The sequence below is a fragment of the Janthinobacterium sp. GW823-FHT06H09 genome, assembly GCF_058794735.1.
In genome coordinates this window covers 39,737-62,369 of sequence record NZ_JBXAHC010000016.1, presented here as the reverse complement: position 1 = coordinate 62,369, position 22,633 = coordinate 39,737, and the positions used below count along the sequence as shown (strand labels likewise).

The 22,633-nt window shown below is 63.2% G+C and carries 23 protein-coding genes; 18 read left to right on the top strand and 5 right to left on the bottom strand.

The genetic code is table 11. The features are described from left to right. Positions 1-117 precede the first annotated feature (117 nt). From AC1Q6X_RS23515 to tatC, 18 genes are all read left to right on the top strand, one after another. A complete protein-coding gene (locus AC1Q6X_RS23515) occupies positions 118-1,035 on the top strand; it encodes an ABC transporter ATP-binding protein (RefSeq protein WP_492498559.1) in 918 nt (305 codons plus the stop codon). After that, positions 1,032-1,793 carry an ABC transporter permease gene (locus AC1Q6X_RS23510; protein WP_492498558.1) on the top strand — a complete coding sequence of 254 codons (762 nt, stop codon included), beginning with the start codon at positions 1,032-1,034 and terminating at the stop codon, positions 1,791-1,793. The genes AC1Q6X_RS23515 and AC1Q6X_RS23510 overlap by 4 nt, the downstream gene beginning before the upstream one ends. A 46-nt stretch (positions 1,794-1,839) precedes the next feature. Beyond that, positions 1,840-2,076, top strand: coding sequence for a BolA family protein (locus tag AC1Q6X_RS23505; protein ID WP_034753824.1), 237 nt, complete (start codon positions 1,840-1,842; stop codon positions 2,074-2,076). Positions 2,077-2,080: 4 nt separating this feature from the next. Continuing rightward, entirely contained in the window at positions 2,081-3,331 is a 1,251-nt protein-coding gene (murA, locus tag AC1Q6X_RS23500) for a UDP-N-acetylglucosamine 1-carboxyvinyltransferase (protein ID WP_070290314.1), read from the top strand. A gap of 12 nt (positions 3,332-3,343) precedes the next feature. Continuing rightward, on the top strand, positions 3,344-4,012 hold the full coding sequence (gene hisG, locus AC1Q6X_RS23495) for an ATP phosphoribosyltransferase (RefSeq protein ID WP_034753828.1): 669 nt from the start codon (positions 3,344-3,346) through the stop codon (positions 4,010-4,012). A 26-nt stretch (positions 4,013-4,038) separates the two neighbouring features. Continuing rightward, a complete protein-coding gene (hisD, locus tag AC1Q6X_RS23490; RefSeq protein WP_492498557.1) occupies positions 4,039-5,364 on the top strand; it encodes a histidinol dehydrogenase in 1,326 nt (441 codons plus the stop codon). Next, positions 5,361-6,299 carry a DNA-methyltransferase gene (locus AC1Q6X_RS23485; RefSeq protein WP_492498556.1) on the top strand — a complete coding sequence of 313 codons (939 nt, stop codon included), beginning with the start codon at positions 5,361-5,363 and terminating at the stop codon, positions 6,297-6,299. The genes hisD and AC1Q6X_RS23485 overlap by 4 nt, the downstream gene beginning before the upstream one ends. 33 nt (positions 6,300-6,332) lie before the next feature. Continuing rightward, the gene (gene hisC, locus AC1Q6X_RS23480) at positions 6,333-7,427 is read left to right on the top strand and encodes a histidinol-phosphate transaminase (RefSeq protein ID WP_492498555.1); all 1,095 of its coding nucleotides are present in this window, start codon (positions 6,333-6,335) and stop codon (positions 7,425-7,427) included. 19 nt (positions 7,428-7,446) lie between these two features. Beyond that, entirely contained in the window at positions 7,447-8,037 is a 591-nt protein-coding gene (hisB, locus tag AC1Q6X_RS23475) for an imidazoleglycerol-phosphate dehydratase HisB (protein ID WP_010402123.1), read from the top strand. 38 nt (positions 8,038-8,075) lie between these two features. Then, complete coding sequence (gene hisH, locus AC1Q6X_RS23470; protein WP_071650181.1) at positions 8,076-8,714, top strand: imidazole glycerol phosphate synthase subunit HisH; 639 nt, start codon at positions 8,076-8,078, stop codon at positions 8,712-8,714. 55 nt (positions 8,715-8,769) lie between these two features. After that, complete coding sequence (gene hisA, locus AC1Q6X_RS23465; RefSeq protein ID WP_070219639.1) at positions 8,770-9,543, top strand: 1-(5-phosphoribosyl)-5-[(5-phosphoribosylamino)methylideneamino]imidazole-4-carboxamide isomerase; 774 nt, start codon at positions 8,770-8,772, stop codon at positions 9,541-9,543. Between the two features lie 60 nt (positions 9,544-9,603). Then, positions 9,604-10,365: an imidazole glycerol phosphate synthase subunit HisF gene (gene hisF, locus AC1Q6X_RS23460; RefSeq protein ID WP_070219637.1), complete on the top strand. Its 762-nt coding sequence runs from the start codon at positions 9,604-9,606 to the stop codon at positions 10,363-10,365. A 35-nt stretch (positions 10,366-10,400) separates the two neighbouring features. Then, positions 10,401-10,838, top strand: coding sequence for a phosphoribosyl-AMP cyclohydrolase (gene hisI, locus AC1Q6X_RS23455; protein WP_070219635.1), 438 nt, complete (start codon positions 10,401-10,403; stop codon positions 10,836-10,838). Continuing rightward, positions 10,835-11,206 (top strand): phosphoribosyl-ATP diphosphatase, encoded by a 372-nt coding sequence (locus tag AC1Q6X_RS23450; RefSeq protein ID WP_034753849.1) that lies wholly within the window; start codon positions 10,835-10,837, stop codon positions 11,204-11,206. Before hisI ends, AC1Q6X_RS23450 begins: the two co-directional genes overlap by 4 nt. A 15-nt stretch (positions 11,207-11,221) precedes the next feature. Continuing rightward, positions 11,222-11,593, top strand: coding sequence for a histidine triad nucleotide-binding protein (locus AC1Q6X_RS23445; RefSeq protein WP_070313395.1), 372 nt, complete (start codon positions 11,222-11,224; stop codon positions 11,591-11,593). 80 nt (positions 11,594-11,673) lie between these two features. Next, positions 11,674-11,910: a Sec-independent protein translocase subunit TatA gene (gene tatA, locus AC1Q6X_RS23440; RefSeq protein WP_046683197.1), complete on the top strand. Its 237-nt coding sequence runs from the start codon at positions 11,674-11,676 to the stop codon at positions 11,908-11,910. Positions 11,911-11,957: 47 nt separating this feature from the next. Further along, a complete protein-coding gene (gene tatB, locus AC1Q6X_RS23435) occupies positions 11,958-12,491 on the top strand; it encodes a Sec-independent protein translocase protein TatB (RefSeq protein WP_492498554.1) in 534 nt (177 codons plus the stop codon). Continuing rightward, positions 12,488-13,243, top strand: coding sequence for a twin-arginine translocase subunit TatC (gene tatC, locus AC1Q6X_RS23430; RefSeq protein WP_035823092.1), 756 nt, complete (start codon positions 12,488-12,490; stop codon positions 13,241-13,243). Before tatB ends, tatC begins: the two co-directional genes overlap by 4 nt. A gap of 84 nt (positions 13,244-13,327) precedes the next feature. Here the strand turns inward: tatC and AC1Q6X_RS23425 are convergent, their stop codons facing one another. From AC1Q6X_RS23425 to AC1Q6X_RS23405, 5 genes are all read right to left on the bottom strand, one after another. Further along, positions 13,328-13,726, bottom strand: coding sequence for a hypothetical protein (locus AC1Q6X_RS23425; protein WP_162995523.1), 399 nt, complete (start codon positions 13,724-13,726; stop codon positions 13,328-13,330). 171 nt (positions 13,727-13,897) lie between these two features. Beyond that, on the bottom strand, positions 13,898-15,757 hold the full coding sequence (locus AC1Q6X_RS23420; protein WP_492498580.1) for a DUF885 domain-containing protein: 1,860 nt from the start codon (positions 15,755-15,757) through the stop codon (positions 13,898-13,900). Positions 15,758-15,928: 171 nt separating this feature from the next. Next, the gene (locus tag AC1Q6X_RS23415; RefSeq protein WP_492498553.1) at positions 15,929-16,417 is read right to left on the bottom strand and encodes a hypothetical protein; all 489 of its coding nucleotides are present in this window, start codon (positions 16,415-16,417) and stop codon (positions 15,929-15,931) included. A gap of 69 nt (positions 16,418-16,486) precedes the next feature. Beyond that, positions 16,487-20,668 carry a DEAD/DEAH box helicase gene (locus AC1Q6X_RS23410; RefSeq protein WP_492498552.1) on the bottom strand — a complete coding sequence of 1,394 codons (4,182 nt, stop codon included), beginning with the start codon at positions 20,666-20,668 and terminating at the stop codon, positions 16,487-16,489. Beyond that, entirely contained in the window at positions 20,665-22,608 is a 1,944-nt protein-coding gene (locus AC1Q6X_RS23405; protein ID WP_492498551.1) for a dipeptidyl-peptidase 5, read from the bottom strand. The genes AC1Q6X_RS23410 and AC1Q6X_RS23405 overlap by 4 nt, the downstream gene beginning before the upstream one ends. Positions 22,609-22,633: the final 25 nt, after the last annotated feature.

The following is a 22,633-nucleotide window of genomic DNA, read 5'->3' as shown; positions in this document are numbered from 1 at the left end:
TATAATTGACTGTTGCGCCGTCCTCGCCTGAAGGTGGCGCCCTGCACCGGCCTGCCGGCCTGGATGTCTCCGGCAACTGGCGCATCACACCAGACGCATTACACTTGAAACAAGCACATGACCGCAATTCAAATAACGAATGTAGAAAAGAGCTATAAATCGCTCAAGGCGCTGGGCGGCGTGTCGCTGGCCATCGAAGAAGGCGAGTTTTTTGGCCTGCTCGGTCCCAACGGCGCCGGCAAGACCACCCTCATTTCCATCATCGCCGGCCTGATACGCCCCGACGCGGGCACCGTCAAGATCCACGGCCACGACGTGGTCAAGGACTTCCGCAATGCGCGCCGCAACCTGGGCGTGGTGCCGCAGGAACTCGTGTTCGACCCGTTTTTCACCGTGCGCGAAACCCTGCGCCTGCAGTCCGGCTACTTCGGCCTGCCGAACAACGACAAGTGGATCGACGAGGTCATGGAAAACCTCGACCTGACCGGCAAGGCCGACACGAATATGCGCGCCCTGTCCGGCGGTATGAAGCGCCGCGTGCTCGTGGCCCAGGCGCTGGTGCACAAGCCGCCCGTCATCGTGCTCGATGAACCGACGGCCGGCGTCGACGTGGAACTGCGCCAGACCCTGTGGAAGTTCATCTCGCGCCTGAACCGCGAAGGCGGCCACACGGTCGTGCTGACCACCCACTACCTGGAAGAGGCGCAAGCCATGTGCCAGCGCGTGGCCATGCTGAAAAGCGGGAAGGTGGTGGCGCTCGACACCATGTCGGCGCTGATCCGCCGCATCGCCGGCTCGCAGCTGCAGGTGCACCTGAAACACGGCAGCCTGCCGGCCGACCTGCGGCACCTGGTGCTGCACCCGGAAGAACAGCAGGCGCCGAACAAGTTCAGCCTGCGCGTCAACGAATACAGCGAAGTCGAGAAAATCCTCGCCCGCCTGCGCGAAGCGGGCGTCGAGATCGATGAAATGCAATTGCAACAAGCCGACCTGGAAGATATCTTCTTGCAGATCATGGATAAAGGTACCGTATGATTTCGACAGGATTTCGCACCCTCGTCTACAAAGAGACGCTGCGCTTCTGGAAAGTGGCGACGCAAACCGTGGCCGCACCCGTGCTCACGTCGATGCTGTACCTGCTGGTGTTCGGCCATGTGCTCGACGGCCGCGTGGAGCCGAGCCCCGGCGTCAGCTACACGGCCTTTCTGATTCCCGGCCTGGTGATGATGAGCGTGCTGCAAAACGCGTTTGCCAATTCCTCGTCCTCGCTGATCCAGTCCAAGATCACAGGCAACCTGGTGTTCGTGCTGCTCACGCCCCTGTCACACTGGGAAATCTTCTCGGCGTATGTACTCGCTTCCGTCGCGCGTGGCCTGGCCGTGGGCTTTGGCGTGTTTGCCATCACTTGCTGGTTCGCCAACCTGTCGTTTGTCGCGCCGCTGTGGATCGTCATCTTCGCGTTTCTCGGCGCCGCCATGTTGGGCACCATGGGCCTGATCGCCGGCATCTGGGCCGAGAAATTCGACCAGCTGGCCGCCTTCCAGAACTTTTTGATCATGCCGGCCACCTTCTTGTCGGGCGTGTTCTACTCGATCCACTCGCTGCCGCCATTCTGGCAGACGGTATCGCACCTGAACCCCTTCTTCTACATGATCGACGGCTTCCGCTACGGCTTCTTCGGCGTGTCCGACGTCAGCCCCTGGATCAGTCTTTCCATCGTCGCCGGCTTCCTCGTGATTCTGGCGCTGGCATCGATCCGCCTGCTGAAAAGCGGTTACAGATTGCGCCATTGATTACGGCACATCACATCACTACATTATTCAATATCAAGGACTTATCGTGACCACCACTCCAGAACTGATCCACGGCTACCTGTCGGCCGGCCTCGAATGCACGCACCTCGAAGTGGAAGGCGACGGCCAGCACTTCCAGGCCGTGATCGTCTCGCCCGCATTCGCCGGCAAGCGCCTGATCCAGCGTCACCAGATCGTCTACGCGGCGCTGGGCGACCGCATGCGCGAAGAAATCCACGCGCTGTCGATGAAAACCCTGACACCTGAAGAATTCCAAGGATAAGCACATGGACAAGCTCCTCATCAACGGCGGCAACCGCCTGAACGGCGACATCGCCATCTCCGGCGCGAAAAACGCCGCCCTGCCCATCCTGTGCGCGGGTCTCTTGACCGCGGGCGACCTGGACCTGACGAACGTGCCGCATCTGCACGACGTGGCCACCATGCTCAAATTGCTGGGCCAGACGGGCCTGAAAGTGCAGCAGGACGGCGACCGCGTGGTTCTCAACGGCAGCGCCATCGACACCCTGGAAGCGCCGTATGAGCTGGTGAAAACCATGCGCGCCTCGATCCTCGTGCTCGGTCCCATGCTGGCGCGCTTCGGCGAAGCCAAGGTCTCGCTGCCGGGCGGCTGCGCCATCGGTTCGCGTCCCGTCGACCAGCACATCAAGGGCCTGGAAGCGCTGGGTGCCGAGATCCGCATCGAGGCCGGTTACATCTACGCCAAGTGCGCCAAGCTGAAAGGCGCGCGCATCGTCACCGACATGATCACCGTCACCGGCACCGAAAATCTGCTGATGGCCGCGACCCTGGCCGAAGGCGAGACCATCCTGGAAAACGCCGCCTGCGAACCGGAAGTGACCGACCTGGCCCACCTGCTGGTGGCCATGGGCGCGAAGATCGACGGCATCGGCACCAGCCGCCTGGTGATCCAGGGCGTCGACGCGCTGCACGGCGCCTCGCACGCGGTGATCGCCGACCGTATCGAGACGGGTACCTTCCTGTGCGCCGTGGCGGCCACTGGCGGCGACATCACCCTGCGCAACGTGCGCACCGACATCCTCGACGCGGCGCTCGACAAGCTGCGCGCCATGGGCCTGACGATGACCTTCGGCGCCGACTGGATCCGCGCCGAGATGTCGGCCCGTCCGAACCCCGTCAGCTTCCGCACGACGGAATACCCGGGCTTCCCGACCGACATGCAGGCGCAGTTCATGGCCGTCAACACCATCGCCAACGGCGCCAGCCGCGTCACCGAGACGATTTTCGAGAACCGCTACATGCACGTGCAGGAAATGAACCGCCTGGGCGCCGACATCACCATCGAGGGCAACACGGCCATCATCGCCGGCGTCAAGCAGCTGCGCGGCGCGCCCGTGATGGCGACCGACCTGCGCGCCTCGGCGTCGCTGGTGATCGCGGCCCTGGCCGCCGACGGCGAAACCCTGATCGACCGCATCTATCACCTCGACCGCGGCTACGACCGCATGGAAGTCAAATTGTCGGCCGTCGGCGCGAACATCGTACGTATTAAATAACAAGGAACGAGCATGAACGGATCGAACAACGGTGACAGCTCCCAGCTGATCCTGGCGCTCTCGAAGGGCCGCATTTTTGAAGACACCATGCCGCTGCTGGAAGCGGCCGGCATCAAGGTGCTGGAAAACCCCGAGACCTCGCGCAAGCTGATTTTGGCCACCAACGATCCGAACGTGCGCGTCATCATCGTGCGCGCCAGCGACGTGCCGACCTACGTGCAGTACGGCGCGGCCGATTTCGGCGTGGCGGGCAAGGATGTCTTGCTCGAACACGGCGGCGAAGGCCTGTACCAGCCGATCGACCTGAATATCGCCGCCTGCCGCATGTCGGTGGCGGTGCAGGCCGGTTTCGACTATGAAAAGGCCGTGCACCAGGGCGCGCGTTTGCGCGTGGCCACCAAGTTCGTGCACACGGCGCGCGAGCATTTCGCCGCCAAGGGCGTGCACGTCGACCTGATCAAGCTGTATGGCTCGATGGAGCTGGCACCGTTGGTCGGCCTGTCCGACGCGATCGTCGACCTGGTCAGCACGGGCAGCACTTTGCGGGCGAACAACCTCGTCGAGGTCGAGCACATCATGGAAATTTCGTCGCGCCTGGTGGTTAACCAGGCGGCATTAAAGCTCAAGCGCGAGCGCTTGCAGCCGATTATCGAGGCGTTTGAACGCGCCTCGCAAGCCTAGACACATTCAGTAGCAGAAAGCCGATTATGCCGATACAGATACGCAAGCTCGATTCAAGCCAGGAAGGTTTCCAACAATCGCTCGATACGCTGCTGGCGTTCGAGGCGGGCACCGATGCAGCGATTGAAACGTCGGTCGCAAAAATCCTGGCCGACGTGAAAACGCGCGGCGACGCCGCCGTCCTGGAATACACCAACCGTTTCGACCGCATCCCGCATGGCGGCGCGGCGGAAATGGCGGCCTTCGATATTTCGCAAGCCGAACTGCAGGCGGCCCTGAACGGCTTGCCGTCGGCCCAGCGCGAAGCGCTGCAGATCGCCGCCCAGCGCATCCGCGCCTTCCACGAACGCCAGCGCGAGGAATTGCGCGGTTTTAGCTACACCGAGCCCGATGGCACGGTGCTGGGGCAAAAAATCACGCCGCTGGACCGGGTCGGCATCTACGTCCCGGGCGGCAAGGCCGCGTATCCGTCGTCGGTGCTGATGAACGCCATTCCCGCGCACGTGGCGGGCGTGGGCGAGATCATCATGGTGGTGCCGACGCCCGATGGCGTGAAAAACCAGATGGTGCTGGCCGCCGCCGCGATCGCGGGCGTGACGCGCGTGATCACCATCGGCGGCGCGCAAGCCGTCGGCGCGCTGGCCTACGGCACGCAGACGATTGCCGCCGTCGACAAAATCGTCGGCCCCGGCAACGCCTATGTGGCGGCCGCCAAGCGTCGCGTGTTCGGCATCGTCGGCATCGACATGATCGCGGGGCCTTCCGAAATCCTCGTGCTGTGCGACGGCACGACGGACCCGGACTGGGTCGCGATGGACCTGTTTTCGCAGGCCGAGCACGACGAACTGGCGCAGGCGATCCTGCTGTGCCCCGACGCGGCCTACATCGCGAAAGTGGAAGAGAGCATCGCCAGGCTGCTGCCGACGATGCCGCGCCAGGCCACCATCAGCACCTCGCTGCAGGACAGGGGCGCGCTGATCAAGGTGCGCAGCATGCAAGAGGCGTGCGAGATCGCCAATGCCATCGCCGCCGAGCACCTGGAAATCTCGGCGGACAACCCGCAGCAGTGGGCCGAGCAGATCCGTCACGCGGGCGCCATGTTCCTGGGCCGCTTTTCGTCCGAATCGCTGGGCGACTATTGCTGCGGTCCCAATCACGTGCTGCCGACCTCGCGCACGGCGCGCTTCTCGTCGCCGCTGGGTGTGTACGACTTCCAGAAGCGTTCGTCCATCATTCACGTCAGCGAGGCGGGCGCGCAAACCCTGGGCCGTGTCGCCGCCACCCTGGCGTATGGCGAAGGCTTGCAGGCGCACGCGCGCAGCGCCGAACTGCGTCTGAAGCCGCAGCCATGACGAATATGGCGGAGCGGCCGGACTGGGTCAACCGGGTCTATTGCGAAGATGCGCTGGCGGGGCTGGCGCGCATTCCCGATGGCTCGGTGGACCTGATCCTGACGGATCCGCCGTACAACCTGGGCAAGGATTACGGCAATGCCTCGGACCAGCAGTCGGTGGCCGACTACCTGCGCTGGACGGAACAGTGGATCGACTCGGCGCTGCCCAAGCTCAAAGCCAACGGCAGCCTGTATATCTTCCTCACCTGGCGCTATTCGCCGGAGATCTTCGTCATGCTGAAACAGCGCATGGCGATGATGAATGAAATCATCTGGGATCGCCGCGTGCCGTCCATGGGCGGCAGCGTGCGCAGCTTTTCATCGGTGCACGACACCATCGGCTTCTTCGTCAAGCGCAAGGATTACTACTTCGACCTTGACGCGGTGCGCATCGCCTACGACGCGGCCACCAAGAAAGCCCGTTCGCGCTCGATCTTCATCGGCGCCAAATGGCTGGAAGTGGGCTACAACCCGAAAGACTTGTGGAGCGTGTCGCGCCTGCACAAGGAGCACCCGGAACGGGCCGACCACCCGACCCAAAAGCCGCTCGAAATCATCGAGCGCATGGTCAAGGCGTCGTGCCCGCCCGGCGGCGTGGTGCTCGACCTGTTCATGGGCAGCGGCACCACGGCCCTGGCGGCCAAGCGCTGCGGGCGCGATTTCGTCGGTTTTGAACTCAATCCCGACTACTGCGCCATCATCGAACAGCGATTGGCGGCCCTCGCGCAGGAGCTGGCCGAACCGGCCACATCGCCCGCGGCCAAGCCCGCCAAGGCGGCGAAAAAGCCGGCGGCGGTCAAGAAGCCTGCGGCGGCGAAAAAGCCGCCCGCCGTGAAAAAAGCGCCGGCCCGCAAGGCGCGCAGCGCTAGCGTGCCGGAAGACGTCGTCATTTAGTCTCCATCTCATTTCATCAGGAGTGTTTGCAGCATGTCTTTCCTCGATCAGTTAATCAGCAACACCGTGCGCGCCGATGTGCGGGCCGTCAAGAGCTACCAGGTAGCCGATGCCAGCGGTTACATCAAGCTCGATGCGATGGAAAACCCGTATCCGCTGCCGCAGCATCTGCGCGAGGAACTGGGCGCGCGCCTGGCCGGCGTGGCGCTGAACCGCTATCCGCCGTCGTACGCCAGCCTGCAGGCGGCCATCTGCGCCAAACTGGGCGTGCCCGCCGGTTACGACGTCATGCTGGGCAACGGCTCCGATGAACTGATTTCCATCCTGGCCATGGCCTGCGCCCGCCAGGCGCCGGGCCAGCGCGCCGTGCTGCTGGCGCCCGTGCCGGCCTTCGTCATGTATGCGCGCTCGGCGCAGTTTGCCGGCATGGATTTCGTCGGCGTGCCGTTGAACCCGGACTTCAGCCTGGACATGCCGGCCATGCTGGCGGCCATCGAAGCGCACCGCCCGGCGCTGGTTTTCCTCGCCTATCCGAACAACCCGACGGGCAACCTGTTCGCCGCTGCCGATATCGAACGCCTCCTCGCCGCCCTGGGCGACACGGGCATCGCCGTCGTCGACGAAGCCTATGAGCCGTTCGCGCAGCGCAGCTTCATGGGCCGCCTACCCGAATATGAAAACCTGGTGGTGATGCGCACCGTGTCGAAACTGGGCCTGGCCGGCATCCGCCTCGGCTACATGTCGGCCGCGCCGGCCTTGCTGGCGCAGTTCGAGAAAGTGCGTCCGCCGTACAATGTGAATGTGCTGACGCAGGCGGCGGCCGAATTCGCGCTCGAGCACCTCGACGTGCTCAACGCGCAGGCGGCTCTGCTCAACAGCGCGCGCGACGACCTGGCACGGCGCCTGGCGGAGCTGCCCGGCGTGACGGTATTTCCCTCGAAGGCAAATTTTCTTCTGATTCGTGTGGCAGATTCCGACGATGTTTGCGCAAAACTGCTTGCCCGCAGGGTTTTAATTAAAAATATGAGTAAAATGCATGCTGCGCTGGCCAATTGCCTGCGCATCAGCGTCAGCACCCCGGAAGAAAATTCCCTTTTTTACGATGCCTTCAAGGCATCCCTCGTTTAGCCTACCGCCAGAGCCTCCCATGAACCGCACCGCAGAAATCACGCGCAACACCAATGAGACGCAAGTTCGCGTCGCCCTCAACCTGGACGGCACGGGCCAGCAAAAGCTCAATACCGGCGTGCCCTTCCTCGACCATATGCTGGACCAGATCGCCCGCCATGGCTTGATCGACCTCGATATCGAAGCGACTGGCGACGTGCATATCGACAACCACCATACGGTGGAAGACGTGGGTATTACGCTGGGCATGGCCGTGGCCAAGGCCATCGGCGACAAGAAGGGCATCCGCCGCTATGGCCACGCCTACGTGCCGCTGGACGAGGCGCTGTCGCGCGTGGTGCTCGATTTCTCGGGCCGCCCTGGCATCGAATACCACATCCCGTTTACGCGCGCCATGATCGCCGGCTTCGACGTCGACCTGACGCTGGAATTTTTCCGCGGCTTCGTCAACCACGCGGGCGTGACCTTGCATATCGATAACCTGCGCGGCACGAATGCCCACCATCAGTGCGAAACCGTGTTCAAGGCCTTTGGCCGCGCGCTGCGCATGGCTGCCGAGCTCGACGAGCGCGCGGCCGGCATCATTCCATCGACCAAGGGCAGCCTGTGAGCGCCGCTCTCGCTATATTGTAGATTCCGGGATCAAACATGAATAAAATTGTGGTGGTGGATTACGGCATGGGCAATCTGCGCTCGGTGGCGCAAGCCTTGCGTGCCGTGGCGCCAGACGCCGACGTGCGCATTTCCGGTGTCGCTGCCGACATCGACAGCGCCGACCGCATCGTCTTGCCGGGCCAGGGCGCCATGCCCGACTGCATGCGCAGCCTGCGCGAATCGGGCGTATTGGAGGCGCTGCTGCGCGCCGCCGACAGCAAGCCCGTGCTGGGCGTGTGCATCGGCGAGCAAATGCTGTTCGACGGCAGCGAAGAGGGCGACGCGGCCGGTTTGGGCTTGCTGCCAGGCAAAGTCGTGCGTTTCCAGCTCGACGGCCAGGTGCAGGAAGACGGCTCGCGCTTCAAGGTGCCGCAAATGGGCTGGAACCAAGTGCGGCAAACGGCGTCCCATGTCATGTGGGATGGCATCGCCGACAACGCGTATTTTTACTTTGTGCACAGCTATTTTGCTCAACCTCAAGAGGCGGCGCACACGGTGGGCGAGACTGTCTATGGTGCGCCGTTCGCCTGCGCCGTCGCCCGTGATAATATTTTCGCGACACAGTTCCACCCTGAAAAAAGTGCTGCCGCTGGCTTGCAGCTGTACAAGAACTTCGTTCACTGGCAACCTTAACGTTGGCTCTCCGGCTTTTTTTCCGCCTCTCACTCACTTTTAAACCACACTGACCATGCTGCTTATTCCCGCCATCGACCTGAAAGACGGTCACTGCGTACGCCTGAAACAAGGCGATATGGAACTTGCCACCGTATTTTCCGAAGACCCGGCCGAAATGGCCCGCCATTGGCTGATGCAGGGCGCGCGCCGGCTGCACCTGGTCGACCTGAACGGCGCCTTTGCCGGCAAGCCGAAGAACGAAGGCGCCGTGAAAGCCATCCTGAAAGCCGTGCAGGATTTCGCCGTGGAAAACGACATCGAGGAAATCCCCGTGCAGCTGGGCGGCGGCATCCGCGACCTCGACACCATCGAGCGTTACCTCGACGCCGGCATCACCTACATCATCATCGGCACGGCGGCCGTGAAAAGTCCCGGCTTCCTGCACGACGCCTGCGGCGCCTTCCCGGGCCACATTATCGTCGGCCTCGATGCCAAGGATGGCAAAGTGGCAACCGATGGCTGGAGCAAGATGTCGGGCCACGAAGTGATCGACCTGGCGAAAAAATTCGAAGCCTACGGCGTCGAGTCGATCATCTACACGGACATCGGCCGCGACGGCATGATGGGCGGCATCAATATCGAAGCCACCGTCAAGCTGGCGCAAGCCGTCAAGATCCCCGTCATCGCTTCGGGCGGCCTGCACAACATCGGCGACGTGGAAGCGCTGTGCGCGGTCCAGGCCGAAGGCATCGAAGGCGTGATCTGCGGCCGTTCCATCTATGAAGGCACGATCGATCTGGCGCAGGCGCAGGAACGCGCCGACGAACTGACCGACGCCGCCGTTTAAGCCTGCCCGGCCGGGGTACGCCTGCGCGTGTCCTGGCCTGGCGACAATCTGGATACCATCATGCTTGCAAAACGTATCATCCCCTGCCTCGACGTGACCAATGGCCGCGTCGTCAAAGGCGTCAATTTCACGGAATTGCGCGACGCGGGCGATCCCGTGGAAATCGCCCGCCGCTATGACGAGCAGGGCGCCGACGAAATCACTTTCCTCGACATTACCGCTTCGAGCGACAACCGCGGCCTGATCTTCGACATCATCGAAGCGGTGGCGTCACAAGTGTTCATTCCGCTGACCGTGGGCGGCGGCGTGCGCGTGGTGGAAGACGTGCGCCGGCTGCTCAATGCGGGCGCCGACAAGGTCAGCATCAACACCTCGGCCGTGACGAACCCCCAGCTCGTGTTTGAGGCATCGCAAAAGCACGGTTCGCAATGCATCGTCGTCGCCATCGACGCCAAGCAGGTGTCGCCCGGCAAGTGGGAAGTGTTTACCCATGGCGGACGCACGGCCACGGGCCTGGATGCGTTCGAATGGGCGCGTAAAATGGAAAGCCTGGGCGCCGGTGAAATCTTGCTCACCAGCATGGACCGCGACGGCACCAAGGTGGGCTTCGACCTGGGCCTGACGCGCGGCGTGTCCGACGCCGTCAGCATTCCCGTGATCGCCTCGGGCGGCGTGGGCGGCTTGCAAGACCTGGTCGATGGCATCAAGGTGGGCCGCGCGGACGCCGTGCTGGCTGCCAGCATCTTCCACTATGGCCAGCACACGGTGCAGGAAGCCAAGCGCTTCATGGCGCAGCAGGGCATCCCCATGCGCCTGGCGTAAAGACAAGCAAGTCAATATCAGCGGGATAGAAGAACATGCAGAACGGAACCATCGTAGCAAGCAATGCCAAGTGGCTGAAAAAGGTCAAATGGGACGAGCACGGGCTGGTGCCCGTGATCGCGCAGGAAGCGGGCAGCAATGACGTGCTGATGTTCGCCTGGATGAACCGCGACGCGCTGGCGCGCACGGTGGAGCTGGGCGAAGCCGTATACTGGAGCCGTTCGCGCAAGAAACTGTGGCACAAGGGCGAAGAATCGGGCCACACGCAAAAGGTGCTGGAAATCCGCCTCGATTGCGACGAAGACGTGGTCTTGCTGAAAATCGAGCAAGCCGGCGGCATCGCCTGCCATACGGGCCGCCATTCGTGCTTCTTCCAGAAGTTCGAAGGCGACGAGAAAACGGGCGAATGGCAGATCACCGACCCCGTCCTGAAAGACCCTGAGACGATTTACGCGGAAAGCAAGAGCAAATGAGTGAAACGTTAAAACGCCTGGCCGCCGTGATCGAATCGCGCAAGCTGGCCAATGGCGGCGACCCCGCCACCTCGTATGTCGCGCGCCTGTTTGCCAAGGGCGATGATGCCATTTTGAAAAAAATCGGCGAGGAAGCGACGGAAACGGTGATGGCCGCCAAGGATGCGCGCCGCGACAACGACCCGTCCAAGGTCCTGTACGAATGCGCCGACCTGTGGTTTCACTCGCTGGTGATGCTGGCGCAGTTCGACCTGACGCCGCAGCAGGTGCTCGACGAGCTGGCGCGCCGCGAAGGCCTGTCCGGCCTCGAGGAAAAGGCGGCGCGCAAGGACGAGCTGCGCGACGCTGGCGAAACAGACAAACACTGACCTACTGGAGCGTGCGTGGATAACTGTATTTTCTGCAAGATTGCTGCAAAACAAATTCCCTCGACCATCGTGTATGAGGATGACGACTTGCTGGCCTTCAAGGACATCAACCCGGCCGCCCCCGTGCATCTGCTGTTGATCCCGAAGCGCCACGTGGCCAGCCTGTCCGATTGCGACGACAGCCATACGGAAATACTGGGCAAGCTGCTGCGCCTGGCGCCGAAACTCGCCGCCGAATTTGGCTGCGCCGTCAGCTATGACGCCGATGGCACGCCTGCCGGCGGCTTCAAGACCATGATCAACAGCGGCCCGAACGGTGGGCAAGAGGTGTATCACCTGCACATGCATGTGTACGGCGGTCCCCGTCCCTGGCGCGGCCAGCACTGATTTCGCCGTGCGCCGGGTTCGCGTGTATACTACCGGCATTGGTTGACGCTATTCGGGCACCGTCCCGCAAGGAGAATGTGATGGGTTCATTGAGTATTTGGCACTGGGTGATCGTTCTGGTTATCGTGATGCTGGTCTTCGGCACCAAGAAACTGGGCAATATCGGCGGTGATATCGGCAAGGCCGTCAAAGGCTTCAAGGATGGCGTCAAGGGCGACGATGACGCGCCGGCAGCCAATACCCCTCCTGCTGCGCCATCGCAAGTGGCCGACAAAAGCACCATCGACGTCGAAACGAAAGAGAAAAGCAAGTCCTGATAGCGTGGCGGGGCGCTTGCCTCGTCCGGTAACAGCCTTGTCTGCTTATGATCGATCTCGGTCTCTCTAAAATCGCCATCATCGGCGTGGTTGCGTTGATAGTCATCGGCCCTGAAAAGTTGCCGAGAGTGGCGCGCATGGCCGGCACCCTGTATGGCCGCGCGCAACGCTACCTGAACCAGGTGAAATCCGAAGTCTCGCGCGAAATTGAAATGGAAGAGCTGAAAAACCTGCAGAAGGAAGTGCAGGAGGCGGCCCATTCCGTCAAGCAAAGTGTGGAGAAATCCATGCATGGCGTGGAAAATTCGATTTCCGGCAACCTGGCCGAGGTGGAAAACGCCTGGCGCGGCGATTCCAGTTCGTATGAGGGGTATCACGACGCCCATGAAGCCATGCTGCGCGCCACCAACGATGACCTGGCCCGCAAGGCGCGCGAATTCCGCCGCAAGAAACTGGTGCGCAATTCCGCCATCCCTGGCTGGTACAAGCAGCGCCATGGCGGCAAGCTGCACGTGCAGTCGGCGGCCGCCCGCGTGGCGCGTTTCCGTCCGCGTGCCAGTTCCTCCTCCTTTTACTCATGAGTAGCAAATCTCCGGTGGAAGAAACCTTTATCTCGCATCTGGTCGAGCTGCGTAACCGCCTGGTCAAGGCGTCGATCGGCATCGCCGTCGTCTGCGCCGTGCTGTTTTACTGGCCCGGCCCTTCGCATATCTACGATTTCATTGCCGCGCCGATGATCGCCTCGCTGCCGGCCGGCTCGAAAATGATCGCCACCGGCGTCATCTCGCCCTTCCTCGTGCCGATGAAAGTGACGCTGGTGATCGCCTTTATCGTCGCCTTGCCCTGGGTGCTGTACCAGATGTGGGCGTTTATCGCCCCCGGCCTGTACACGCATGAAAAGCGTTTGATCGCGCCGCTGGTCATCTCCTCGTCGCTGCTGTTCATGGCCGGCGTGGCCTTCTGCTATTTCTTTGTGTTTGGCCGCGTGTTTCACTTCATCAGCGACTTTTCGCCGTCGTCGATCGCGGTGACGCCGGATATCGAAAACTACCTCGATTTCGTCATGTCGATGTGCCTGGCCTTTGGCGCCACGTTCGAAGTGCCCGTGGTGGTGGTGATCCTCGTGCGCATGGGGCTGGTTTCCATCGCGAAACTCAAGGAAGTGCGCCCCTATATCATCGTCGGCGCCTTCGTCATTGCCGCCATCGTCACGCCGCCGGACGTGGTCAGCCAGTTCTCGCTGGCCATCCCGATGTGCCTGCTGTTCGAGCTGGGCCTGCTGGTGGCGCCCATCTTCGTCAAGGCCACTCAGGCGCCGGAAGAGGCGTCCTAGACGCTTTACTATACTCGCAAGCAAAAGCCGCTGACCTCCCCCGGGAGCAGCGGCTTTTTCATTGTCGAGAAAGTGAGTGCACGCTTACTGCAGCATCAGTTTGCTGAGGATGCCCAGGTTGAGCAGGATCAAGGTGCTCATCATCCAGTAGACGTGTTTCATGTCGGCGCCATGGCGCAAGTCCAGGCGTTCCAGGCGGGCGTCGAATTTTTGCTCCAGGGCGTCAATTTTGGTGTCGAGCCTGAGCTCCAGCGCATCGATCTTCATCTCCAGGGCGCCCACTTTGGTATCGACGTTCTGCGACACCAGCTTGATTTCCCCCAGCAGATTGCGCTCCAGCGCCAGTTCGCCATGCACGACGACGGCCGAGCCCAGTACCTCGCCCAGGGCCGTGGCATGGGCTTCCGCCTGCTGCGTGGGCACCCCTGCCGAGGCGAGGCGTTTGGCGTAATCGAGGGTGTCGAACTGGATGGGCATATGCATGGACGCTCTTGAACTCACCCTAGCAGAAAAATCGGCAATTGCCAGTGAGGAGTGCGGTGGCGCCTGCCTTCCCGTCAGCTTAATGGACAGGGTAGCCGGTGGCTTGCGGCGGCGCAAACGCATGCAAAAAGGGCGCCGCGGCGCCCTTTGCAAGCTGACGGCGAGCGCCGCTTAATTCATCAATTCCTTGATGACTTTCACGGGCGCGCTGCCATAGCTGAGGAATTGCTCGTGGAAATCCTTCAGCACGAACTTGTTGCCCAGCGCTTGCTTGCGCTGTTCGCGCAAGTCCATGATTTCGCTGTAGCCGCTGAAATAGCTGGTCAGTTGCACCGAGCTCAACTGCACGCGGCGCCATTTTTCCGTGGCTTCACGCTTGGTCTGGAAAGCCTGGCGCGTCAGCAGGTCGAGCGCTTGCGCTTCCGTCATGCCCAGCACGTGCACGCTGTAGTCGAGGATGGTGTTGGTGACGCTGCGCAAGTTCCACTTCGAATACATCAGCCACATTTCCGGCGCGTTGTTGCCATAGCCCGATTCGAGCATCATGCGCTCGCCATACACGGCCCAGCCTTCGATCATGGCGCCATTGCCGAAGATCGATTTGACCAGCGATGGCGACTTGTTCGCGTACACGAGCTGCGTGTAGTGGCCGGGGATGGCTTCGTGGATGTTCAGGATTTGCAAGATCCAGTGGTTGTACTCGCGCAAGCTGCTTTCCGCCTGTTCCGGCGTTTCGCCGTCGAGCGGCGTCACGTTGTAATAGGTGCGGTCCTGCGGACGGTAGGGGCCGGGCGCCTCGATGCTGGCGCCGGCCACGCCGCGCTGGTAGGCGGGCGTTTCACGCACGACCAGAGGCTTTTTCGGGTCCATCGTCAGCAGGTTGTGGCTGGTCACCCACTCCTGCAATTCCGGGATCTGGCGGCGGATTTCCGGCACGAAATCGGCGGGGGCCACGTGCTTGCTGGACAGCTTGTCGATCACCATGCCGATCTTCGCCGTGCGGTCCGCCGGCTTGGCCGTGCTGCCCATGGTTTTCACCCACAGCTCGTCGGACAGGCTATCCATGTGCTCGAGCAGCTTTTCGCGCGCGGCCAGAGCTTTCTGGTACATCTGCTCGGCGCTCACGCTGGCCTGGATATCGTAGGCGAATTTCTGTTCATATAAATCTTTGCCGATGCGGAAGGAGCGCGCATTGCCGTTCTGCGCCAGCGCGGCATCCTGTTCCGTCAGCCAGGCCGCATAGCCTTGCACGGCCGTGCGGGCTGCGGCGATGCGCGCGTTGTACAGCTGTTTTTCCGCCGGCGTCAGGATGGAACCCTGTGCCGTCTTGTTCAGGTCGTCAAGCACGCTGAGCACGCCGGCGCTCTGGGCGATGGCCAGCTGCGTGTGCTCGCGCGTGGGGTTCACGATGCTGGCGCGGGCGGCCGCATAGTATTGCGGCACGCTGGCGATACGCTTGAGCAAGGTGCGCAGGCGCTGCGGCTGGGCCGCGTATTCCGTGTTCAGGATGAAATCGATGGAGCCAGCCACGTTGTACTGGGCGGGATTCCATTCGAATTCGCGGAAGGTGGTCAGATACCAGCGGTCCGACTGCAATTTATTCGTCAGCAAGGCCAGGTCGGTGCGTTGCTTGTCCGACATCTTGCCGGCATTCAGCTTGCCGAACTTGCCCAGCCATTCTTCGATGAAGGCCAGCTGCTTCTGGCGGCTGGCCGCGTCGGGAATGCTCAGGTTGGCGGCGCCATCGTACTTGCCGACCGAAATCGCGCTTTCCGGGTCCAGGCGCCACAGGGCCGTGAGGAACTGGCCGCTGAGGTTATTCATGGAGCGGTCGCTGCTGTTCTCGCTGGCGACGGCGGCGACCGTGGCTGCCGTGGCCGCCGTGACGACGGCTGCCTTCTTGGCGACGGTTTTTTTCTTGCTGTTGCTGGTGCCGGCCTTGCCTTGCTTCTGCGGTTTCTTGGCGGCGCTGGCTGGTGTCAGGGTAAAAGCCATCATCAATGCGGCGAGCGCAACTTTATTTTTGATCAGCATAGTTTATCTCTTGAATATTTTGCTGTCTGTCAGTATCAGAAAATAATAAACTGATAATATAAGTAACAAACAACTATTGAAAGGTTGGCCTTGCTTGCCTGGGCGGCCCAAAGATTAGCATTAATTGCCGCCGCTGCGCAGTTTTTTGCGCCGGGAGCGCGCGCGGCGCTAGACGACAATGGCGCTGCCGCGCAGCATGTCCTGGTGGCGCGCATTGATGGCCGCCACGGCATCCTTGCCGCGCGCCATGCCGGTGGCGTGGATTTCCGTTTCCTGCGTGTAGCGCTGGCGGACTCTTACCGTATAGGACTGGAACAGCCAGCTCCAGAAGTTGGTTTTATAGACGGCTTCATCCATGTCGCGCCATTTCACGCCCGTCAGTTTCTTTTTCCACGGCAAGATGCCGGACGCCAGCCACACGCCCGTCTCGTCGTAGTACAGCTGATAGCTGCGGATGGTCAGCAGGCGGTAGGCGACGATCAGCGCCGAGCCGATCAGCACCACGAAGGCGGCGCGCGCGTTGTACTTGAAGGCCAGCGGCAGGGCGGCAAAGAACAGCAGCACGGCGATGATGAAGGTGCTGACATAAGCGGTCCAAGATTTGCCGCACAAAAAGGTGGCGCGCTGGCCGGCGCTGGTGGCGATATAGTCGGTCATGGCGTGGCATCAAAACAGGGAAAAACGATCATCGCATGGAACGCGGCTTGCCCGTGCATTTTTTCAAGCTCATCGCTTCAGCCCTTCCTGCAGCATGCCCAGCATGTCACTGGCCGACATGCGCGCGGCCGCATCGCTGCCTTCCAGCAGACTGTCGGCCAGGTCGCGCTTGTGCTGGTGCAATTCGACGATGCCTTCCTCGATCGTGTGTTTCGCCACCAGACGGTAAATGGTGACGGGACGCAATTGTCCCATGCGGTGGGCGCGGTCCGAGGCCTGGTCTTCCACGGCCGGGTTCCACCACGGGTCCATGTGGATCACGTAATCGGCCGCCGTCAAATTGATGCCCATGCCGCCCGCCTTCAGGCTGATCAGGAAGACGTCGCCGTCTCCCGCCTGGAAGGCATCCACGCGGCGCTTGCGCTCCTGCATGGGCGTGCTGCCGTCGAGATACTGATAGCTGACGCCATGCTGCTCCAGGTGCTTGCGGATGAGTGTCAAATGGTCGACGAACTGGCTGAAGACGAGCACCTTGTGGCGGTTTTCCAGCAAGCCCGACAGCAGTTCGGCGAAGGCGGCCAGCTTGCTGCTGGCCAGGCCCAGCTCCGGCGCCACCAGCTGCGGATTGCAGCAGGCGCGGCGCAGCTTCATGATCTCGGCCAGGATCTGGATGGCCTTTTTCGACGCCGGTCCTTCCACCATGGCCAGCTTTTCCAGCGCTTCGCGGCGCAGGGATTCGTACAGCGCCGTTTCCTGCGGCGACAATTCCACTTCCAGCACGATTTCCGTGCGCGACGGCAATTCCGACAGCACTTGCGTCTTCGTGCGGCGCAGGATGAACGGCGCGATCAGGCGGCGCAGCCGCAGGCGCGCGCCGGCCGCCGCCCGCTTGTCCTGATCCTTTTCGATCGGTCCCGCAAAGCGCAAATTGAACTGGTCCAGGGTGCCCAGCAAGCCCGGGTTAATAAAACGGAACAGATTCCACAGTTCGCCCAGGTGGTTTTCCAGCGGCGTGCCGCTGGCCACCATGCGGAAATCGCCTTGCAGGGCCATCACGGCTTGCGAGCGCTTGGTGGCGCCATTCTTGATCGCCTGCGCTTCGTCGAGCACGATCGTATGCCAGCGCACGCCGGCAAACATGGTGGCTTCCTGCTGCAGCAAGCCATAGCTGGCCACCACCACGTCGAACGGCTGCAGGGTGTCGAGCATGTCGGCCCGGTCGCCGCTGCCGAACAGTTTGATGTTCAAGGTGGGGGCAAAACGCTGCGCTTCGCTGATCCAGTTCATGCAGACGGACGTGGGGGCGACGACGAGGGTGGGACCGTTCGGTGCGCGCGCCAGGATCAGCGCCAGCGCCTGCAAGGTCTTGCCGAGTCCCATGTCGTCGGCCAGGCAGGCGCCCACGCCCCAGTGCGCCAGGCGCGCCAGCCACTCGTAGCCGGCCAGCTGGTAGTCGCGCAAGTCGGCCTGCAGGGTGCTGGGCAGCTGCGGCTGATAATCGTCGAGGGCGCGCAGGCGCAGCAGGTGCTCGCGCCACAACTTGTCGGCCTTCACGCCGCCCGCATCGTTGGCCAGCTCTTCCAGCGCAAACGCGGCCAGCGGGTGGATGTGCACGCCATCGGCATGCGATTCGCCATACGCGGCCAGTTCCGACAGGCGGCGGTGCAGCTCGTCGCTGAGCGCGAGGAACTGGTTGTCGCCCAGGGCCACGAAGCGGCTTTTATTGTTCTGCATCAAATCGAGCAGGGCGCGCAAATCCATCACCTTGTCTTCATCGATCTGCACTTCGCCGCTGGCGGCAAACCAGTCTTTTTCGCTCTTGATATTCAAGCGCATCTGGCCGCTGTCGATGCGTTTCGACACGCGCATGGTTTCGCCTTCGGGCCAGGCCAAGACCATGCCGGCGGGGTCGAGCGATTGCAGCTCCACCAGCAATTGCAGGCCCAGCGCTGGCTGGCCCAGCAGCCATTCGCCATGCTCTTCTTCCGCCTCTTCCAGCACCAGACATTTTCCGATCAGCTGGCGCTGCGCTTCGCGTTCCGCATTCAGGTCGCGCCGCGCTTGCACGGCCCGGCCCGCCACATCGGCAAACACGCTTTCGGCGCCGCTGCCCGGTGCGTAATAGGCGCCGTTGTCGAGCAGCGGGCGCACGAGAATCTGCATCTTCAACCCCTGCTGGTAGGGCAGCAAATGCACGTGCAGGCGGTGGTCGGCCGTGATGACTTCCGCGTCGCCGGCGCCGCCGCCGATGTCGGACTGCACGGTGACCATGGACGAGATGGCGCCGATGGCCTGCATCACCTGTTTTTCCGCATGCAGGGGCACGGACAAGCCCAGACCCACGATGGCGCCGATGCGCCGGTGCTCGTCGAGGATGTGCACCACGCGCAAGCGCGTCGGCGTCTCGCGCTGCACCACCACGTTGCTGCCGCTGTCGGGCAGCGGCGGCTGCATGCCCAGCCACAGCTGTCCCTCGTGCGACTTGATCAGGAGTTCGGGCGCGCCGGCGATCAGTTCCACGCGCGTGTCGGGGTGATCGAGCCAGAAGACGAGCGGGTGGCCCACCAGCAGCACGGCAGCCTTGTCCAGCTCGATTTCATAGCGCGGTGCCGACGAATAATATTGTTTGAACGGCGCGATGCTGCCGGCCGCGCGCGCGTCTTGCGGCGTGAGGAAATCGATGTCGCCCGCCTCTTCGGCCAGGCGTTTGAGGCCCATGGCGCGGCCCTTGCTCCAGCCGCCCCGCGCGTCGCGTTTCTGCTCGCGCACTTCCACGGCCGTGAGGCCGAAGCGCGGGTCGAACGCCACCAGCCACACGAGGCGCGAGACGCCGCCGACGGCTTCGGCGGGCGCGTTCTGCTGCAGGTTGATCAGGGCGCTCAGCTGGCGCTGCCACGCTTCCTGGCGCTCGAACCACGGCGCCATGTCCGTCAGACCGTGTTGCGCGCGCTTGGCCGTGGCGTAGCGCTCCTGCTGCGGCTCGCCCAGCAAGCCCAGCAAGCCGGCCGCCTGCGCGGCAATCAGGTCGTAGCCGGCCGCGTCCGCTTGCTGCACCAACAGGCGCAGTTGATCCTTGCGCTCGCTCAATTGCGGTAGCGCAAGCCAGTAGTACAGCAAGGCCTGGAACAGCTGCGCCTGCAGTCCCGTTTCCCAGCTGCGCGTGGGGATCGCATCGGCTTGCAGCACGCCGGCGCGCACCAGGCGCAAGGTATTGAGTTGCTGGTAGACGATGCTGTCGTGGTTCGGTTGCGCATGCAGCGCGATATCGAGGTAGGTCTCCGCGCTTTTCAGCAGCTTGGCATCGTTGCCGCGCAGCAGGGCCAGCACGTACAGGTGGCCGCCGATGCCCGTAAAGCACAGCTTGCGCTTGCCCGTTTCCTTGCGCAACCCTTTCAGGGCCGTTTCGAAGCCCGCCACGGCGTGCGCATGTTCGCCGCGCAACAGGGCGATGCTGCTGTCGACAAACAGTGCCTGCGGCCCCTGCTGGCCCGCCAGGTAGCGCGCGGCCGCGTCGAGTTCGCCGCATAGCAGGGCGTCTTCGGCCAAGGCCAGCGGCAGGGCGGCGCCGATATGGTCGCCGGCGGCCGCCTGGCGCGCGTGGTGCGCGCGCGCGTAGGTACGGATGGCGTGCGCCGTGGCCGGTTCGCGCGGGGCGTTGCCCAGCAGCACGGCGAGGATGTCATCCTGCAGTTGCGGCATGACGAAAGACAGCATTTCCGGCTCGAATGGCCGGCCGAAGATCTCGATCAGCGGATGCAGCTGCTGCGCTTCATAGCACGCCATGCAGGCGGCCAGGATGGCGGCCACGTGGCGCACCTCGTCATTGCGCAAGAGGGCGATGCGCAGGCGCGCCACGCCTTGCCGGTAGCTGCGCAATTCCACATAGCCATCCCAGTTGCGCCGCACGGGGTTGATCAGCTCGATGGCCTGGCACAGGTCGCGGAACACCAGGTGCTCGATGGCGGCGCGCATGGCGGGCCAGCGCAGCTTCGCTTCGCAGGCATAGCCCCGTCCCACCACTTCGGACGCCAGCGCGTGCCGCGTCAAATGCTGCAGCATGCCCGTGACGGTGAGCAGGGCAAACGGCGTGCCGTCCGGCTCGACGACGTTGGCGCGCTGCAAGTGTTCATACACGGCATGCTTGCCCACGGGTTCGCCCGCGATGGCCAGCAAGGCCAGGATCATCTGTTCGTGCTGCTCCAGGGCGGCGAACTCGTCCAGCAGATGTTGGTCTACATGCTGTTCGCTCATGCGGACAAGTTGGCGATGTGCACGGGTGGCTCGCCGGCCGTCACGGGCAGGCCGAATACGCGCTGGTAGAAATACAGTTCCGCGTCGAGGGTGCGGACGATGTTTTCCGCCTTGCGGAAGCCGTGGCCCTCGCCTTCGAGCGGCACGTAGGCGACGGGCACGCCGCGCGCCTGCAGGGCGTCGACCATCAGCTGCGATTGCTGCGGCGGCACCACCTTGTCATCGAGGCCCTGGAAGAAGATCATCGGGCGCGACAGTTTGTCCGTGTGGTGGATGGGCGAGCGCTCGCGGTACAGGGCCTCGGCTTGCGGCTGCGGGGCGATCAGGTAATCGGTGTAGTGCGATTCGAACTTGTGCGAATCGTCGTCCAGACCCTTCAGGTCGGATACGCCATAGTAGCTGGCGCCGGCCTTGAAGACGTCGTGGAAGGTCAAGGCGCACAGGGTCGTCAGGCCGCCCGCGCTGCCGCCGCGGATAATCAGGCGCTCGGGGTCGGCCAGGCCCTCGGCGGCCAGGTAGCGGGCGCCGGCGATGCAGTCTTCCACGTCGACGATGCCCCATTGCCCGCGCAGCGCGTCGCGGTATTCGCGGCCAAAGCCGCTGCTGCCGCCGTAATTGACGTCGAGCACGCCGATGCCGCGGCTGGTCCAGTACTGCGTCGCCAGCTTCAAGGTATTGCTGGCCATGCTCGTGGGACCGCCATGACTGATGACGATCACGGGCGGCAAGGTGCCTGCCGGCGCCTGCACGTCGTCATTTTTCGGCGGATAAAAGAAGGCGTGCGCCGTGCGGCCATTGCTGCTGGTAAAACTCAAGCTGCGCGGCACGGACAGGTACGCCAGCGCGGGCAAGGCCGTGATCGACTGCGCCAGCACTTCCAGTTCATGGTTCGACAGGTCGATGCGCGCCAGTTCCAGCGCGATGGTGGGACTGCCGCCGAGCAGCGCGACGAAGCCGGGCCCCACGCGCAGTTCGCGGATTTCCTGGTACGGGTGCGGTATCGGTTCCAGCTTGGCCGCCGTCACGCTCAATTGCGCCAGGTAGCTGATGCCGGACTGGATATACGTGCAGACGATCTCGTCGTCGGAAAGAAAACCGTACATGCTGCCGCCGAAGGTCCAGTGCGGCGTGGCAAATTCCGCTTCCATCGGGCACAGCGCCTCGATGTCGGCGCCGTGCAGACGGTACAAATTCCACCAGCCGCTGCTGTCGGAAACGAAGTGCAGCAAGCCGTTCGGCGACCATTCCGGCTGGCAAATCGACTCGCGCGCGCCGCCGGCGATCAGGCGGGGCGAACCGAGGCTGCCGTCCGCCTGCACGTCGGCCAGCCACAGCTCCGTGCCTTGCCACGGCAGGCGCGGGTGGTCCCAGCTGATCCAGGCGAGCTGGCTGCCGTCCGGCGACAAACGCGGCGCCGCATAAAAATCGTGGCCGCGCGCCAGCACCGTTTCGTGCCCGTCGAAGCCGACGGCGGTCAGGCAGTTTTCCGGCTGCGCATGGCCCTCTGCCGGATGCTGTTCGCGCACGGCGATCAGGCGGGCACGGGCCGCATCGACGACGAAGTCCGCATGGCGCGTATTGCCGCCCGTGGTGAACGCTTCGGGCGCGGCGTCGCCGGCCACGCGGTACAGGCAATTGTCGGCGAAATGCGAGAAATACACGGTATCGCCGGCAACGGCATACGCGCCGCCGCCGTATTCATGCACGCGGCTGCGCACATTGAAGGGCGCCGGCGTGAGTTCATCGACACGCGCGCCGCGCTGGCGCAGCAGGGTGTTGCGGCCCGCCTCGCTGGCGCGCCCGGCCAGCCAGAACACGTCGGCGCCATCCGCTCCTCCCAGGGCCAGCTGCGTCAGCGGCGAGGCGCCGGCGGCGACGATGGCCGCGCTGATCGGCGATGGCCAAATGCCATAAGGGGTGCTGGATGCGGTCGAGGTCATGCGGGCTCCGTGTCGTGGTGGGAAG

Excerpts from the sequence above, each read along its gene's own strand:
- AC1Q6X_RS23515 (WP_492498559.1), top strand. The coding sequence starts at position 118 with ATGACCGCAATTCAAATAACGAATGTAGAAAAGAGCTATAAATCGCTC.
- AC1Q6X_RS23510 (WP_492498558.1), top strand. The coding sequence starts at position 1,032 with ATGATTTCGACAGGATTTCGCACCCTCGTCTACAAAGAGACGCTGCGC.
- murA (WP_070290314.1), top strand. The coding sequence starts at position 2,081 with ATGGACAAGCTCCTCATCAACGGCGGCAACCGCCTGAACGGCGACATC.
- hisG (WP_034753828.1), top strand. The coding sequence starts at position 3,344 with ATGAACGGATCGAACAACGGTGACAGCTCCCAGCTGATCCTGGCGCTC.
- hisD (WP_492498557.1), top strand. The coding sequence starts at position 4,039 with ATGCCGATACAGATACGCAAGCTCGATTCAAGCCAGGAAGGTTTCCAA.
- AC1Q6X_RS23485 (WP_492498556.1), top strand. The coding sequence starts at position 5,361 with ATGACGAATATGGCGGAGCGGCCGGACTGGGTCAACCGGGTCTATTGC.
- hisC (WP_492498555.1), top strand. The coding sequence starts at position 6,333 with ATGTCTTTCCTCGATCAGTTAATCAGCAACACCGTGCGCGCCGATGTG.
- hisB (WP_010402123.1), top strand. The coding sequence starts at position 7,447 with ATGAACCGCACCGCAGAAATCACGCGCAACACCAATGAGACGCAAGTT.
- hisH (WP_071650181.1), top strand. The coding sequence starts at position 8,076 with ATGAATAAAATTGTGGTGGTGGATTACGGCATGGGCAATCTGCGCTCG.
- hisA (WP_070219639.1), top strand. The coding sequence starts at position 8,770 with ATGCTGCTTATTCCCGCCATCGACCTGAAAGACGGTCACTGCGTACGC.
- hisF (WP_070219637.1), top strand. The coding sequence starts at position 9,604 with ATGCTTGCAAAACGTATCATCCCCTGCCTCGACGTGACCAATGGCCGC.
- hisI (WP_070219635.1), top strand. The coding sequence starts at position 10,401 with ATGCAGAACGGAACCATCGTAGCAAGCAATGCCAAGTGGCTGAAAAAG.
- AC1Q6X_RS23450 (WP_034753849.1), top strand. The coding sequence starts at position 10,835 with ATGAGTGAAACGTTAAAACGCCTGGCCGCCGTGATCGAATCGCGCAAG.
- tatA (WP_046683197.1), top strand. The coding sequence starts at position 11,674 with ATGGGTTCATTGAGTATTTGGCACTGGGTGATCGTTCTGGTTATCGTG.
- tatB (WP_492498554.1), top strand. The coding sequence starts at position 11,958 with ATGATCGATCTCGGTCTCTCTAAAATCGCCATCATCGGCGTGGTTGCG.
- tatC (WP_035823092.1), top strand. The coding sequence starts at position 12,488 with ATGAGTAGCAAATCTCCGGTGGAAGAAACCTTTATCTCGCATCTGGTC.
- AC1Q6X_RS23425 (WP_162995523.1), bottom strand. The coding sequence starts at position 13,726 with ATGCATATGCCCATCCAGTTCGACACCCTCGATTACGCCAAACGCCTC.
- AC1Q6X_RS23415 (WP_492498553.1), bottom strand. The coding sequence starts at position 16,417 with ATGACCGACTATATCGCCACCAGCGCCGGCCAGCGCGCCACCTTTTTG.
- AC1Q6X_RS23410 (WP_492498552.1), bottom strand. The coding sequence starts at position 20,668 with ATGAGCGAACAGCATGTAGACCAACATCTGCTGGACGAGTTCGCCGCC.
- AC1Q6X_RS23405 (WP_492498551.1), bottom strand. The coding sequence starts at position 22,608 with ATGACCTCGACCGCATCCAGCACCCCTTATGGCATTTGGCCATCGCCG.